At 39.6% G+C, this 14025-nt stretch carries 14 protein-coding genes and 1 tRNA gene; 13 read left to right on the top strand and 2 right to left on the bottom strand.

Annotation, left to right across the window (positions count from 1 at the left end; genetic code table 11):
• Window positions 1–50 precede the first annotated feature (50 nt).
• The 4 genes from MS6x_RS06495 to MS6x_RS06480 all read left to right on the top strand — a co-directional run bounded on the left by MS6x_RS06495 (window position 51) and on the right by MS6x_RS06480 (window position 4121).
• The gene (locus MS6x_RS06495) at window positions 51–1205 is read left to right on the top strand and encodes a DegT/DnrJ/EryC1/StrS family aminotransferase (protein WP_482606199.1); all 1155 of its coding nucleotides are present in this window, start codon (window positions 51–53) and stop codon (window positions 1203–1205) included.
• 47 nt (window positions 1206–1252) lie between these two features.
• Window positions 1253–2272 carry a UDP-glucose 4-epimerase GalE gene (gene galE, locus MS6x_RS06490; RefSeq protein WP_482606197.1) on the top strand — a complete coding sequence of 340 codons (1020 nt, stop codon included), beginning with the start codon at window positions 1253–1255 and terminating at the stop codon, window positions 2270–2272.
• Between the two features lie 181 nt (window positions 2273–2453).
• On the top strand, window positions 2454–3731 hold the full coding sequence (locus tag MS6x_RS06485) for a metal-dependent hydrolase family protein (RefSeq protein ID WP_482606196.1): 1278 nt from the start codon (window positions 2454–2456) through the stop codon (window positions 3729–3731).
• 24 nt (window positions 3732–3755) lie between these two features.
• On the top strand, window positions 3756–4121 hold the full coding sequence (locus tag MS6x_RS06480) for a hypothetical protein (protein ID WP_482606195.1): 366 nt from the start codon (window positions 3756–3758) through the stop codon (window positions 4119–4121).
• Here MS6x_RS06480 and MS6x_RS06475 read toward each other — a convergent pair.
• Window positions 4118–4660: an alpha-ketoglutarate decarboxylase gene (locus tag MS6x_RS06475; RefSeq protein ID WP_482606193.1), complete on the bottom strand. Its 543-nt coding sequence runs from the start codon at window positions 4658–4660 to the stop codon at window positions 4118–4120. The genes MS6x_RS06480 and MS6x_RS06475 overlap by 4 nt on opposite strands.
• A 90-nt stretch (window positions 4661–4750) precedes the next feature.
• Between MS6x_RS06475 and MS6x_RS06470 the strand changes: the two genes are divergently transcribed.
• Both MS6x_RS06470 and odhB read left to right on the top strand, forming a co-directional pair.
• Window positions 4751–7552 carry a 2-oxoglutarate dehydrogenase E1 component gene (locus MS6x_RS06470; RefSeq protein ID WP_482606192.1) on the top strand — a complete coding sequence of 934 codons (2802 nt, stop codon included), beginning with the start codon at window positions 4751–4753 and terminating at the stop codon, window positions 7550–7552.
• A gap of 20 nt (window positions 7553–7572) precedes the next feature.
• Window positions 7573–8796, top strand: a complete 1224-nt coding sequence (gene odhB / locus MS6x_RS06465; protein ID WP_482606191.1) for a 2-oxoglutarate dehydrogenase complex dihydrolipoyllysine-residue succinyltransferase — start codon at window positions 7573–7575, stop codon at window positions 8794–8796.
• A gap of 147 nt (window positions 8797–8943) precedes the next feature.
• Here the strand turns inward: odhB and MS6x_RS06460 are convergent, their stop codons facing one another.
• A complete protein-coding gene (locus MS6x_RS06460) occupies window positions 8944–9405 on the bottom strand; it encodes a retropepsin-like aspartic protease (RefSeq protein ID WP_482606190.1) in 462 nt (153 codons plus the stop codon).
• A gap of 104 nt (window positions 9406–9509) precedes the next feature.
• Between MS6x_RS06460 and MS6x_RS06455 the strand changes: the two genes are divergently transcribed.
• From MS6x_RS06455 to MS6x_RS06425, 7 genes are all read left to right on the top strand, one after another.
• The gene (locus MS6x_RS06455; RefSeq protein WP_482606188.1) at window positions 9510–10277 is read left to right on the top strand and encodes a TatD family hydrolase; all 768 of its coding nucleotides are present in this window, start codon (window positions 9510–9512) and stop codon (window positions 10275–10277) included.
• 117 nt (window positions 10278–10394) lie between these two features.
• Window positions 10395–11426, top strand: a complete 1032-nt coding sequence (locus MS6x_RS06450; protein WP_482606186.1) for an asparaginase — start codon at window positions 10395–10397, stop codon at window positions 11424–11426.
• A gap of 68 nt (window positions 11427–11494) precedes the next feature.
• A tRNA-Ser gene (locus tag MS6x_RS06445) sits at window positions 11495–11582 on the top strand.
• Window positions 11583–11661: 79 nt separating this feature from the next.
• Window positions 11662–12411, top strand: coding sequence for a MotA/TolQ/ExbB proton channel family protein (locus MS6x_RS06440; protein WP_482606184.1), 750 nt, complete (start codon window positions 11662–11664; stop codon window positions 12409–12411).
• Between the two features lie 27 nt (window positions 12412–12438).
• The gene (locus tag MS6x_RS06435) at window positions 12439–12870 is read left to right on the top strand and encodes a hypothetical protein (RefSeq protein WP_482606183.1); all 432 of its coding nucleotides are present in this window, start codon (window positions 12439–12441) and stop codon (window positions 12868–12870) included.
• A gap of 14 nt (window positions 12871–12884) precedes the next feature.
• Window positions 12885–13508 (top strand): ExbD/TolR family protein, encoded by a 624-nt coding sequence (locus MS6x_RS06430; RefSeq protein ID WP_482606181.1) that lies wholly within the window; start codon window positions 12885–12887, stop codon window positions 13506–13508.
• Window positions 13509–13528: 20 nt separating this feature from the next.
• Window positions 13529–14011 (top strand): ExbD/TolR family protein, encoded by a 483-nt coding sequence (locus MS6x_RS06425; RefSeq protein ID WP_482606180.1) that lies wholly within the window; start codon window positions 13529–13531, stop codon window positions 14009–14011.
• Window positions 14012–14025: the final 14 nt, after the last annotated feature.

Below are 14025 nucleotides of genomic sequence, written 5' to 3'. Positions count from 1 at the left end.
TTAGTGTCGTGTGTTTCGTATTTTTGTACGAAAGGAGTTAATATCAAAGAATGAGAAAAATACAAATGGTAGATCTTGGCGGTCAATACCAAGAAATCAAAGAGCAGGTAAATACCTCAATTGCTCAAATTTTAGAAACATCTGCATTTATAAATGGACCTGAGGTTCATGCGTTTCAAAAAGATTTAGAGGAGTACTTAGATGTAAAACATGTAATTCCCTGTGCCAATGGTACAGATGCCTTACAAATAGCTATGATGGGGCTAGGTCTTAAGCCTGGTGATGAGGTAATAACAGCGGATTTTACCTTTGCAGCTACAGTTGAGGTGATTGCACTTCTGCAATTAACCCCTGTTTTGGTAGATGTTGATGTTGATACTTTTAATATAGATATTTCGGCCATAGAACGGGCGATTACACCAAGGACAAAAGCCATAGTGCCTGTTCATTTGTTTGGCCAGTGTGCGGATATGGATGCTATTTTAGCACTAGCCGAAAAACATGACCTTTATGTTATTGAGGACAATGCCCAAGCCATAGGTGCGAAGCATTTGTCAAAGTCTGGTGAAAAACGAATGGCCGGTACCATGGGGCATGTGGGAGCTACCTCATTTTTTCCTTCCAAAAATTTAGGATGCTATGGCGATGGCGGTGCTATTTTTACCAATGATGATGAACTAGCACACACCCTTAGAGGTATTGTAAATCATGGAATGTACGAACGCTATCATCACGATGTGGTAGGGGTCAACTCTAGACTAGATTCTATACAGGCGGCAGTCTTGCGTGCTAAGTTGCCAAAATTGGATCGCTATTGCGATGCCCGGAGAATAGCAGCAAGGAAATATTCCGCTGCATTCAAAAACAACCCGAATATCATCGTACCCAAAACGGTAAATGGATGTGAAGGAATCTGTGATTCCTGCGATTGTCATGTTTTCCATCAATATACATTGCGCATAACTAACGGTAAAAGAGATGCCTTGGTCAAGTACCTTAATGATAATGGAATTCCTTGCGGTGTGTATTATCCAATTCCGTTACACAAGCAAAAGGCCTATTTGGACGAGCGCTATAAGGAGGTTGATTTCCCAGTAACCAATCAATTGGTGAACGAAGTAATTTCATTGCCGATGCATACCGAGTTGGATGATGAACAGATCAACCATATTACCGCTATGGTCATCGGGTTTATGAAAGGGTAAGCTATAGATTTTAGTAGCTTCGAAAAAAACGATTCAAACACAATTACATGAAAAAAATTCTTGTTACCGGAGGAATTGGCTTTATCGGTTCTCATACCGTGGTGGAATTACAGCAAAAGGGCTTTGAGGTGGTTATTATAGACGATTGCTCCAATTCAGATGAGAAGGTGCTTGATGGCATCGAGGCCATAACCGGAAAACGACCTGTTTTTGAAAAATTGGATTTAAAAAAACGAGATAAGGTCGAAGATTTTTTTAAGAGGAATAAGGATATAGCAGGGGTGATTCACTTTGCTGCCTCTAAGGCAGTTGGAGAAAGTGTAGAGAAACCTTTGTTGTATTATGAAAACAACATAGGAACTTTGGTGTATATCTTAAAAGAACTTTGTAAAAAGAACAAGGCAAGTTTTATATTCAGTTCGTCTTGTACTGTTTACGGTCAGGCCGATAAAATGCCCATTACCGAGGACGCCCCTGTGAAAGTGGCAGAATCGCCTTACGGAAACACCAAGCAAATGGGAGAGGAAATTATTGCCGACACCTGTAAGGTGACACCAACATTGAATGCCATTGCCTTACGTTATTTTAATCCTATGGGCGCACATCCAAGTGCCGAAATCGGGGAGCTTCCTGTAGGCGTACCACAAAATCTAATTCCTTTTATCACACAGACCGGAATAGGTCTTAGAAACGAGTTATCCGTTTTTGGAGATGATTATCCAACTTCGGATGGTACCTGTATACGCGATTATATCTATGTGGTAGATTTGGCAAAAGCTCATGTAGTTGCCTTGGAAAGATTGCTTGCAGGGAAGAACGATCAAAATTATGAAGTGTTCAATGTGGGTACCGGAACCGGAAGTACTGTTTTGGAGGCAATTCAGAGTTTCGAAAAAGTTTCTGGAAAGAAGCTGAACTATAAAATTGTAGATAGGCGTGCCGGAGATATTACATCCGCTTATGCCGATACGACCAAGGCCAACAAGGTACTGGGGTGGAAATCTGAATATAGCTTGGACGAGGCTATGAAATCGGCCTGGGTCTGGGAACAAAAAATTAGAAAATAAAAGCTTGCACAAGTTTTGGAGAAAAGAGGAAGAAATAGCGTATATTTCTTCCTCTTTTTGTTTGTAACAGGTAAAGTGAATTCAAGAACTTCCAACGTGAGTAAAATTATGTATCGGGACGTAAACTTAGCATAAGTGCCATAAAATCAAACTATACCCAATAAGAATTAAATAAACCAAGATGAAAAACAGGATTACATTTTTGATACTCGTTCTATGTGCAACTCACACTTTTGCCCAAGATATGTATTTGCAATGTGGTGAATTATTCGATTCAGAAAACGGAAAATTCTTAAGTGAGCGCACGATTGTAGTATCGGGAAACAAAATAAAAAGTATCGAAAAAGGATTTTTAAGCGGCTCAGGCTCGGATGCTGTTGTAGACCTTCGGTCAAAAACGGTATTGCCCGGTTTTATAGATATGCATGTGCATATAGAGAGTGAATCTAGTCCCACAAGATATTTGGAGCGCTTTACGCAGAACGATGTAGATGTAGCCTTCCAGTCTACCGTATATGCAGAAAGAACACTAATGGCCGGTTTTACGGCAGTTAGGGATTTAGGAGGTTCTGGAGTGAATATAGCTTTGGGGAAAGCTATAAATAAAGGAATTGTAGCAGGCCCAAGGATTTTTACCGCTGGAAAGGCCATCGCCACAACGGGAGGTCATGCCGACCCAACCAATGGCGTGAGAAAGGAATTGATGCTTGATCCAGGACCTAAAGAAGGTGTCGTTAATTCCGCTGAAGATGCTAAAAAAGCAGTGCGTCAACGGTATAAAAATGGTGCGGATGTTATAAAGATAACCGCAACAGGAGGAGTAATGAGTGTTGCAAAAAACGGTCAAAACCCACAATTTACAACCGAAGAATTAAAGGCGATAGTAGAAACGGCCAAGGATTATGGCATGCTTACAGCTGCCCATGCGCATGGGGACGAAGGAATGAGAAGGGCAATCGTTGCCGGTATAAAAACAATAGAACATGGTACCTTAATGGAAGAGCCTACCATGGAACTGATGATTAAGCATAATGCCTATCTCGTGCCCACCATATCTGCCGGTAAGGCTGCTGCGGCCATGGCGGAAATTCCCAACTTCCTTCCGGCAGTTGTAGCTAAAAAGGCAAAGGAAATAGGACCTATAAGCGAAAAGAATTTCAAAAGGGCTTACGAAAAAGGAGTGCCGATCGTATTTGGTACAGATGCCGGGGTTTCTCCTCATGGTGATAATGGGAAAGAGTTTACCTATATGCACGAAGCTGGTATGCCGGTTGTTGTAGCATTGCAATCTGCAATGACTACGCCTGCAAAACTATTAGGTGTGGATGAGGAGATGGGAATTTTGAAAGTGGGTTTTCTAGCGGATATTGTAGCAGTGGACGAAAATCCGGTAACAAATGTAAGAACCTTGGAATCGGTAAGTTTTGTTATGAAAAACGGTGTAGTGTACAAACAGTAAGAAGAGCTTTTAGAACGCCTTTAAATGGAAATTCCGGATTTTTTGAATAGTAAAAGTGTTTTGGCCTATGCAAAGGCGCAAGGTTTATATGAAGCGTTGGTGGTGCAGGTGAAAAAGGATTTTACGCGTGTGAATCTAGAACTTGATTTGAACAAGGGAACACGGCCAGAAGAACTTCAATTATTGATTAGGGAAAAGTTGTATTTTTTGTTGATGGAACGTTTTTCCGAGTATTTGAATTTGATGTATGCCGTAGATATTCCTGAACGTGTATTCAAAGACCTGAAAATAACCGATACCGTAGATGTTGCGGAACAAGTAATGTTACTGATTTTAAAAAGGGAACTACAAAAAGTGATTTTAAGGGAAAGATATAGATCTAGCCACTAGAAAAAGAAACGGACGAAGGGTATTAGTGAATCCCCATAAATACTATCGTTCTCATCGAACAAGACATTGTAACGTAATCCAACAGTAACATTTCTTGTAGTGTAACCCAATCCCATAAACAATGCAGGTGACCAATAGTTATCCTCTAAGCGGTTGATACCGGAACCTAAGGTCCTGTTTACCCTAAGTTGTTCCAGCTCAGCAGAAAGTTGTAGTTGAGGAATAGGATTGTATAAGGAGATCAGGCTACCACCATAGGCCAAAAACTTGGCGTCGTTAAACTTCGCGTAATTTACATTTAAGCTTATCCCGGCGGCAAATGCATCGCTTACCGGATAAATGGCACTCGGTGAAATGGAGGCATTGATGTTGCCATTGAAAAAATCTAAGCCAATACCACCTCCATAGCGTACTTTGGTCCAGAAACCATCCTGCCCGGTAGTATATTGTGCCTGCGAAAAATGAAATAAAAGGAGGCTTGAGAATAGAAAAAGGCTGTTTTTAAGTTGGTTTCGACTCTTTTTTCGAGAAACTTTCATTTTTAGTAATATTAGATGAGAACTTTCTTTTAAATATCGTAAATGTTGTATTTTTGATAAAATTTATTCTAAAGATACAGAAAGTAATTCATGGATAAATATTCCTTTTTGAATGCAGCGCATACCTCGTTTTTTTCAGAGCTATATGAGAAGTATTTAGTCAATCCCGATAGTGTTGAGCCAAGTTGGAGAGCCTTTTTTCAAGGCTTCGATTTTGGTATGGAGAGCGCTGGTGACGGCGTACACATAAGTGATGAAATTGTAACCTCAATAGTAAATGGGAATCAGGTAGAAATGCCGGAGTCCCTTCAGAAAGAATTTCAGGTGATTCGTCTAATAGATGGTTACCGAAGTAGGGGGCATTTGTTTACCGAAACTAATCCGGTAAGGGATAGAAGACAATATACGCCAAGTCTAGAGATAGATAATTTTGGCCTTTTGCAGTCAGACTTAGAAACCGTTTTTAGCGCAGGTGACATAATTGGCATTGGACCAAGTACACTGCAGCAGATCATTACGCATTTAACCAGTATCTATTGTGATGCTATTGGGGTGGAGTATATGTATATACGAAAGCCGGAGCGTGTGAAGTGGATTCAGGACTGGATAAACGTAAATGATAATCATCCAAACTTTAGTCCCGACAGAAAGAAACACATCCTTAAAAAATTAAACCAAGCGGTTTCTTTTGAAGGGTTTTTGCATACAAAATATGTAGGTCAAAAACGATTTTCGTTAGAAGGTAATGAATCCTTAATACCCGGCTTGGATGCGATAGTGGAGCGTGCTGCGGAAATGGGCGTGAAACAATTTGTTATGGGTATGGCGCATAGAGGCAGATTAAGCGTGCTTACCAATATTTTTGGCAAATCGGCTAAAGATATTTTTAGCGAGTTCGATGGAAAGGATTACGAGCAAGAGATATTTGATGGTGATGTAAAGTATCACTTGGGCTGGACGTCGGATCGAATGTCTGACAATGGCAATAAGATAAAAATGAATATAGCGCCTAACCCTTCGCATTTAGAAACGGTAGGTGCTGTCGTAGAAGGTATCGCCAGAGCAAAGCAGGACGCTCATTTTGAAGAAGATTTTTCAAAGGTCTTACCCATTGTGGTGCACGGAGATGCGGCTATAGCTGGGCAAGGCATAGTTTATGAGGTAGTTCAGATGGCCAATTTAGATGGTTACAGGACAGGAGGTACCATCCATATTGTAGTGAACAATCAAATAGGTTTTACAACCAATTATTTAGATGCAAGGACATCTACCTATTGCACAGATGTAGCAAAAGTTACCTTGAGTCCTGTATTGCACGTAAATGCAGATGATGCAGAGGCGGTGGTACATGCGTCTATTTTCGCTTTGGAGTATCGAATGCGATTTGAGCGTGATGTGTTTATCGATTTATTGGGGTATCGAAAATATGGCCATAATGAAGGGGATGAGCCTAGATTTACCCAACCTAAACTATATAAGGCAATTGCCAAACATAAAAACCCAAGGGATATTTACGCAGAGCGATTAATAGCGGAAGGTATCATAAATGAGGAATATGTAGCGGAATTAGAAAAGCAATACAAGGAAGCGCTGGAAGAAAAGTTGGAAGATTCCCGTAAAGAGGATAAAACCGAGATTACACCTTTTATGGCAGATGAGTGGAAAGGTTTCGCCAATGTCCGAGAGTGGGAGATGATGGAGAAAGTGGATACTACTTATGATAAGAAGAAGCTTACATCGGTTGCCAAGGTTATTACCCAGTTGCCAGAAGGAAAGAAATTCCTGCGTAAAGTAGAGAAATTGGTCAACGATCGAAGAAAAATGTTTTTTGAGACCGATAATTTAGATTGGGCTATGGGCGAGCTTTTAGCCTATGGGTCGTTATTGCAAGAAGGATATGGCGTACGGATGTCCGGTCAAGATGTGGAAAGAGGTACCTTTTCCCACCGTCATGCGGTAATGAAAGTAGAGGAAAGCGAGGAAGAAATCTTGTTGTTGAATCACCTAGGTGAGGAGCAAGGTAAGTTTCAAATATACAATTCGCTTCTATCTGAGTACGCGGTAGTAGGTTTTGATTACGGTTATGCAATGGCGAGTCCCAATACCTTAACGATTTGGGAGGCACAGTTTGGTGATTTTAGCAATGGTGCCCAGATTATGATCGACCAGTATATTTCTTCTGCAGAGGATAAGTGGAAATTACAAAACGGTTTGGTGATGTTGTTACCTCATGGCTACGAAGGGCAAGGTGCGGAACATTCTTCTGCGAGAATGGAACGGTACCTACAACTTTGTGCAAGGGACAATATGTATATCGCAGACGTTACCACACCGGCACAAATGTTTCATATCCTACGACGCCAGATGAAGGTCAATTTTAGAAAGCCTCTAATCATCTTTACACCTAAAAGTTTGTTGAGACATCCAAAAGCAGTTTCATCTGTAAAGGATTTGACTACTGGAAGTTTCCAAGAAGTCTTGGACGATACCACAGCGGATGTGAAAAAAGTAAAAACAGTTGTGCTCTGTACGGGTAAATTCTATTATGATTTACTAGAAGAGCGCGAAAAACAAGAGCGTGATGATGTTGCCCTAGTTCGCGTAGAACAGTTATTCCCAGTACCGGAAAGTCAGATGATAGCTGCAATGAAGCGTTACAAGAATGCGGATGACTTCGTTTGGGCACAGGAAGAGCCACGTAATATGGGGCCTTGGAGCCATATGTTGATGCATTTTAGCGAGGCCCAGAAATTTAGGGTAGCTTCAAGAAGATTCTACGCAGCCCCTGCTGCAGGTAGCTCCGTTCGTTCTAAGGCACGGCATCAGCAAGTTATAGATTTTGTCTTTGACAAATCAAAAGACAATATGACAAGAAAACAAAGCAAAAAGTAAAATATCAAACTATAGAAAGAATGATTCTAGAAATGAAAGTCCCATCACCGGGAGAGTCCATTACAGAAGTAGAGATTGCAGAATGGTTGGTAGAGGATGGTGATTATGTAGAAAAGGACCAAGCCATAGCCGAAGTAGATTCGGATAAAGCAACCTTAGAATTGCCTGCAGAGGCGAGTGGTGTGGTTACCCTCAAAGCAGAAGTAGGAGATGCTGTTGCCGTTGGAGCCGTCGTGTGTTTGATAGATACAAGTGCTGCCAAGCCAGAAGGAGGTTCAGAGGCAAAAGCGGAAGCTCCAAAAAAGGAGGCTGACGTAGCTACAAAACCAAAAGAAGAGAAATCCCCTGAGGTCAAGAAATCCTATGCTACGGGAAGTGCTTCTCCGGCTGCAAAGAAAATATTGGATGAAAAAGGAGTATCGGCTTCCGCTGTGAAAGGGACGGGAAGGGATGGCCGTATTACAAAGGACGACGCCGTAAAGGCAACACCTTCCATGGGGTCTCCTTCAACTGGAGGAAACCGCGGCGAAAGCAGAACAAAACTATCCATGCTACGTAGAAAAGTAGCAGAACGATTAGTGATGGTAAAGAACGAAACGGCCATGCTCACCACGTTTAATGAAGTGGATATGTCGCCGATTTTTGCTTTGAGATCAGAATACAAGGAAACATTCAAGGAAAAGCACGGCGTTGGTCTTGGGTTTATGTCATTTTTCACCTTGGCCGTAGTTAGGGCTTTAGAAATGTATCCTTCTGTTAATTCTATGATAGATGGTAAGGAGATGCTTTCTTATGATTTTTGTGATATTAGTATCGCGGTGTCAGGTCCCAAAGGATTAATGGTACCGGTAATACGAAATGCAGAAAACTTAAGTTTTAGAGGTGTTGAAGCTGAGGTAAAGCGTTTGGCGATAAGGGCAAGAGAAGGAGAAATTACCGTAGATGAAATGACCGGTGGAACCTTTACCATTACCAATGGCGGTGTTTTTGGATCTATGTTGTCTACCCCCATAATCAATCCGCCACAGAGTGCTATTTTAGGAATGCATAACATTGTAGAAAGACCAATAGCTAGAGATGGTGCTATTGCCATAGCACCTATCATGTACGTTGCACTTTCATATGATCATCGTATTATCGACGGTAAGGAGTCCGTAGGATTTTTGGTGGCTGTAAAAGAGGCTTTGGAAAGTCCTGAGGAATTGTTGATGAACGGTGACGTAAAGAAGGCATTGGAACTATAGCTTTTTTAAGGATGTAATATTATAAAAATGCGAGGACCTAATTCTCGCATTTTTTTATTTAAATCAATAGCAATCCATTCTTTTTGGGTGACGTCTCAGATTAAGTAATTGGTACCGATTTGGGAAACGTTTGCCAAATAATAAATTTTAGGATTTCTTTTTTGCTTTTTTCGAACTTAGATAAATATAGTTTGAATCATAATCTATAATTGCCTTGGTCTGTTTCAGTACATCCGCACCAATGATACCATCTACCTTGGGTACTTTATGAGCTTCAAGCGCTTGGTTTACATGTGTTAGGTCAAATAATACAATTTTTAGTTTTTTACTCTTCCATTTCCCTATTTCAATCTTGTTTTTTGAGGAAATATGGGTTTCCATACCCGTGGCTCCAGCTCCTGCAGCTTTTATATCAGAGACTTTGGAGGTCAATTTAAAATATTCTAATCTATCAAATCCTACGCATGTATTGGAGGCGCCTGTATCCAAAATAAAAAGACCCTTCACGCCATTTATCTTTGCTTTAACTGTAAAATGATTTGTGGCAGTAAGTTTTAAACGTGCTGGAATGTACTTTTTCTTTTTTATGAAGTTCTTAAGTGTAGTCATATTTTATACAAGAGTTTGGAATTTTACCAAGCTGTAAAGTGGGAACTGTAAAACGAGGTTTAAAGATGGGTTTTAATTTCCAAAGATAAGTCTATTTTTGTCCCATGATTATTACAGATACACATACGCACCTCTATAGTGAAGAATTTGATACCGATAGGGAAGCGGTAATAAAAGAGGCCATTGATAATGGGGTGACGCGTTTTTTTATTCCTGCGATTGACGCTTCGTATACAGACCGAATGCTTTCCCTTAAAAATTCCTATCCCGATACGGTTTTTCTAATGGCAGGATTGCATCCAACCCATGTAAAGGAGAATTATAGGGAGGAGCTGGTGCATGTAGAAGAGATGCTAAACCAACATTCCTATGTTGCCATAGGGGAAATAGGGATTGATTTGTATTGGGATAAAACTTTTTTAAAAGAGCAGCAAGATGCTTTTAGAGCTCAGATTAGATTGGCGAAAGCCCATAAATTGCCAATAGTGATTCATTGCAGGGAAGCTTTTGATGCTATTTTTGAAATTCTAGAATCTGAAAAGGGTGAAGAATTGTATGGGATTTTTCATTGCTTTACAGGAAATTTTGACCAGGCTCAAAAAGCGATATCCTATAATATGAAATTGGGAATCGGTGGTGTCGTTACTTTTAAGAATGGTAAAATTGATACGTTTCTAAATAAAATTGATTTGGAGGATATTGTGCTAGAGACCGATTCCCCGTATTTGGCTCCTGTTCCTTACAGGGGTAAAAGAAACGAAAGTATTTATATAATAAAAATTTTGGAAAAAGTTGCTTCTATCTATGGCAAAACAACCGAGGAAGTGGCAGCGGTTACCACACAAAATTCAAAATTAATTTTTGGTCTTTAATCCCATATTGAGGGCTTGATTTTAAAGGAGGCTTGCCTCGAAACACAGTATATTTTTTCAGAAGCATACCTTGTAACCCTGAGTCTAGGTTGTTAATTGATTTATAAACAGTAAGTTATGACGTTAGAGAAAACCAAAATATTACTCATTTATACAGGGGGTACCATAGGTATGGTAAAGGATTACGACTCTGGTGTTTTAAAGGCTTTTGATTTTAATGAGCTTCTGAAAAGTATTCCCGAGCTGCATCAATTGGAGTGTGCCATAGAGACCATAACTTTTGAAAAGCCAATAGATTCTTCGGATATGCACCCACGCGACTGGATAACGATTGCGTCTATGATTGGAGAACGGTACGATGCTTATGCCGGTTTTGTAGTGCTTCATGGCAGTGACACCATGAGTTATACAGCTTCTGCATTGAGTTTTTTGTTAGAAAACTTGGATAAACCCGTAATCCTTACCGGATCACAGTTGCCTATTGGCGATTTACGGACCGATGCTAAAGAAAATTTAATCACGGCTGTTCAGATTGCTTCCCTGAGAGAGAATGGTAAGCCAGTGGTGAGGGAAGTTGGTCTCTATTTTGAGTATAAGTTATACCGAGGAAACAGAACAACAAAAATAAATGCAGAACATTTTCAGGCATTTGCCTCTTTAAATTATCCTCATTTAGTAGAATCTGGTGTTCATTTGAATATTTTTAAAGAATATTTATGGCCTAATAAACGAAATAAGAAACTTATTGTCCATAAAGTAATGGATGTAGACGTTGCTATTCTGAAATTATTTCCGGGAATTAGTTTAAAAGTTTTGGAAAGTGTCTTAAATACAAAAGGTCTCAAAGCGTTGATTTTGGAAACTTATGGGTCTGGAAACGCACCAACGGATATATTATTTTTGAATTTATTAAAAAAAGCAATATCCAGTGGAGTCCATGTAATTAATGTAACACAGTGCTCAGGCGGTAGTGTTATTATGGGGCAATATGAAACCAGTACAGCGCTGAAGAAAATGCAAGTAATTAATGGTAAGGATATTACGACTGAAGCGGCGATTACAAAGGTGATGTACATGTTGGGCAGCGGTGTCTCTTCTAAATTATTCAAAACCGTTTTTGAGACTTCTTTACGTGGGGAAATGAATTAAATTAAACCCGTATAATTTTATTAACTAACTTTTTTTTGTTATTTGCCCAACCTTTGAAAAAAGGAATTAGAGAGGTGGCCGAGTGGTCGAAGGCGCACGCCTGGAAAGTGTGTATACCCCAAAAGGGTATCGAGGGTTCGAATCCCTTCCTCTCTGCAATTATAAGTTTTACTTTTTTTATATTGTTTTTTTTTTATCTTTAACCCTATTAACTAACTAATTTAAGTTTGAAAAAATGAAAAAATTATTCCCAAGCCTAGCAGTCGCTGGTGCATTTGTAGCAGGTACAAATATGGTAAGTGCAAAAGTAGCGGCAGTAGCGCTAGTAGTTCAAGACGCAGCCCCGGAAGCGGAGAAAGGCTTCAATCAAGTGTTGAAAGAGATGTTTATCACTGGAGGTGCCGGTTTTATGGGTATTGTACTCTTGTGTTTAATACTTGGATTGGCAGTTGCCATTGAAAGAATTATTTATTTGAACATGGCAAGCACTAACAGTGGCAAGTTAAAACAACAAGTAGAGGATGCATTGGCTTCCGGAGGTGTAGAGGCGGCCAAAGAGGTTTGTAGAAATACAAAAGGTCCTGTAGCTTCAATCTACTATCAAGGTTTGGATAGAGCTGGAGAAAGTGTTGAATCTGCTGAAAAAGCAGTTGTTGCTTACGGAGGAGTGCAGATGGGACAATTGGAGAAAAATGTTTCTTGGTTATCTTTATTCATCGCTATTGCGCCAATGCTTGGTTTCATGGGAACGGTAATAGGTATGATTCAGGCATTCCAAAAGATTGCGGCTGTTGGTAACTTAAGTGCATCTCTTATTGCAGGTGATATTCAGGTAGCACTTTTAACAACGGTATTTGGTCTTATTACGGCAATTATTCTTCAGATTTTTTACAATTATATTATTGCAAAAATCGACAGTATCGTAAACGATATGGAAGATTCTTCTATCACATTAATTGATATGTTGGTAGATCACAAAAAATAAGTTGCACCTTTTAATACCTTAAATATTATGCATAAAATTTTAAAAATAGCATTGTTTGCTTTTGGTGTTATAAGTGCCATATTATGGTATTTGTTGCCGGATTCAGATATGCCAGCGGCCGAGGCTGCTGCAAGTGGAGCCATGAACGGAATGTTCATTATAACCTATGTCCTATTGGGCTTAGCCATTTTAGCTAGCTTATTGTTCACTTTAAAGAATTTGTTTTCGAATCCTCAAGGGCTCAAGAAAACGTTGTTCGTAGTGGGTGGCTTTATATTGGTAGTAGGAATTTCCTATGTACTTGCTAGTGGAACCGATGTGAGCCCTGAATTTTTGGCGATGTCCGATGAAGGAACCGTTAAAAACATTGGGATGGGATTGAATGTTTTCTTTATCCTTACCATAATCGCAATAGCATCCTTGATTATACCTGCAGTGAAGAACATGTTCAGTAAATAAAAAATATAATAATTATGGCTAGAAGAGAAGGAGCACCAGAAGTAAGTGCCGGTTCCATGGCAGATATTGCGTTTTTACTGCTTATCTTTTTCTTGGTAACGACTACCATAGAAACAGATGCAGGTTTAGATCGTATGTTGCCACCTTGGGAGCCACCAACTGAGGATCCACCGGTCATCAAACAAAAGAACATTTTTACTGTTAATATTAACAGGAACGGACAACTTTTGGTGGAAGACGAGTTAATGGAGATTAAAAATCTCAGAACGAAAGCTATTGCTTTCCTTGATAACGGAGGAGCACCGTCAGGAAGTCCGGAATATTGTAATTATTGTCAAGGTGCAAGAGATGCGTCATCTTCCGATAATCCTGCTAAAGCAATTATTTCGCTGAAGAATGATCGTGAAACCCAGTATAGTACTTATATAACCGTTCAAAATGAATTGGTCGGAGCATACAACGAACTACGAAATAGGGAGGCGATGCGTCTCTACAAGAAAAACTTTGTTGATATGGAGGCGGAGTACTTGAATCCTGAAACTTCTGATGAAGTAAAAGAAGAATTGAAGGAGAAGGTAAAACGCATACAGGAACTATTCCCTCAAAAATTATCTGAGGCAGAAACGTCTGATAATTAACAATACATAAATAGAACACTATGTCAAAATTTGCAAAGAAAAAAGACGGTGAAACACCTGCGGTATCAACAGCTTCATTGCCGGATATTGTATTTATGCTTTTGTTCTTTTTTATGACCGTAACGGTAATGAAGGATAGTTCTTTAAAGGTCGATAATATTCTTCCGAACGCCAGCGAGATTAAGAAATTGGAGAAAAAGGATAGAGTTATTTACATCTATGTTGGAAAACCGACAAAAGAATATGAGAAGACGTTTGGTACTGAGCCTAAAATTCAGTTGAACGATAAGTTTTCTAACCCTTCTGAGGTTGGTGATTACATTTTAATGGAGCGTGCTAAGAAATCACAAGAACTTCAAAATGTATTAACTACAGCGCTTAAAGTAGATAAGAATGCCAACATGGGTATTATCTCTGATATAAAGCAGGAATTAAGAAAGGTAAATGCACTAAAAGTAAACTATACAACATACGAGGGAGATGCTTTTAGAAATCTTCAGTAGCTAGTTTATATTTT

The sequence above is a fragment of the Maribacter sp. MS6 genome (assembly GCF_056839185.1).
Note: the sequence above shows the minus strand (reverse complement) of the source record. Positions and strands in the feature narration are given on the sequence as shown.

Bases quoted from the DNA above. Each gene is read 5' to 3' on its own strand.
- MS6x_RS06495 (WP_482606199.1), top strand. From the start codon at position 51: ATGAGAAAAATACAAATGGTAGATCTTGGCGGTCAATACCAAGAAATC.
- galE (WP_482606197.1), top strand. From the start codon at position 1,253: ATGAAAAAAATTCTTGTTACCGGAGGAATTGGCTTTATCGGTTCTCAT.
- MS6x_RS06485 (WP_482606196.1), top strand. From the start codon at position 2,454: ATGAAAAACAGGATTACATTTTTGATACTCGTTCTATGTGCAACTCAC.
- MS6x_RS06480 (WP_482606195.1), top strand. From the start codon at position 3,756: ATGGAAATTCCGGATTTTTTGAATAGTAAAAGTGTTTTGGCCTATGCA.
- MS6x_RS06475 (WP_482606193.1), bottom strand. From the start codon at position 4,660: ATGAAAGTTTCTCGAAAAAAGAGTCGAAACCAACTTAAAAACAGCCTT.
- MS6x_RS06470 (WP_482606192.1), top strand. From the start codon at position 4,751: ATGGATAAATATTCCTTTTTGAATGCAGCGCATACCTCGTTTTTTTCA.
- odhB (WP_482606191.1), top strand. From the start codon at position 7,573: ATGATTCTAGAAATGAAAGTCCCATCACCGGGAGAGTCCATTACAGAA.
- MS6x_RS06460 (WP_482606190.1), bottom strand. From the start codon at position 9,405: ATGACTACACTTAAGAACTTCATAAAAAAGAAAAAGTACATTCCAGCA.
- MS6x_RS06455 (WP_482606188.1), top strand. From the start codon at position 9,510: ATGATTATTACAGATACACATACGCACCTCTATAGTGAAGAATTTGAT.
- MS6x_RS06450 (WP_482606186.1), top strand. From the start codon at position 10,395: ATGACGTTAGAGAAAACCAAAATATTACTCATTTATACAGGGGGTACC.
- MS6x_RS06440 (WP_482606184.1), top strand. From the start codon at position 11,662: ATGAAAAAATTATTCCCAAGCCTAGCAGTCGCTGGTGCATTTGTAGCA.
- MS6x_RS06435 (WP_482606183.1), top strand. From the start codon at position 12,439: ATGCATAAAATTTTAAAAATAGCATTGTTTGCTTTTGGTGTTATAAGT.
- MS6x_RS06430 (WP_482606181.1), top strand. From the start codon at position 12,885: ATGGCTAGAAGAGAAGGAGCACCAGAAGTAAGTGCCGGTTCCATGGCA.
- MS6x_RS06425 (WP_482606180.1), top strand. From the start codon at position 13,529: ATGTCAAAATTTGCAAAGAAAAAAGACGGTGAAACACCTGCGGTATCA.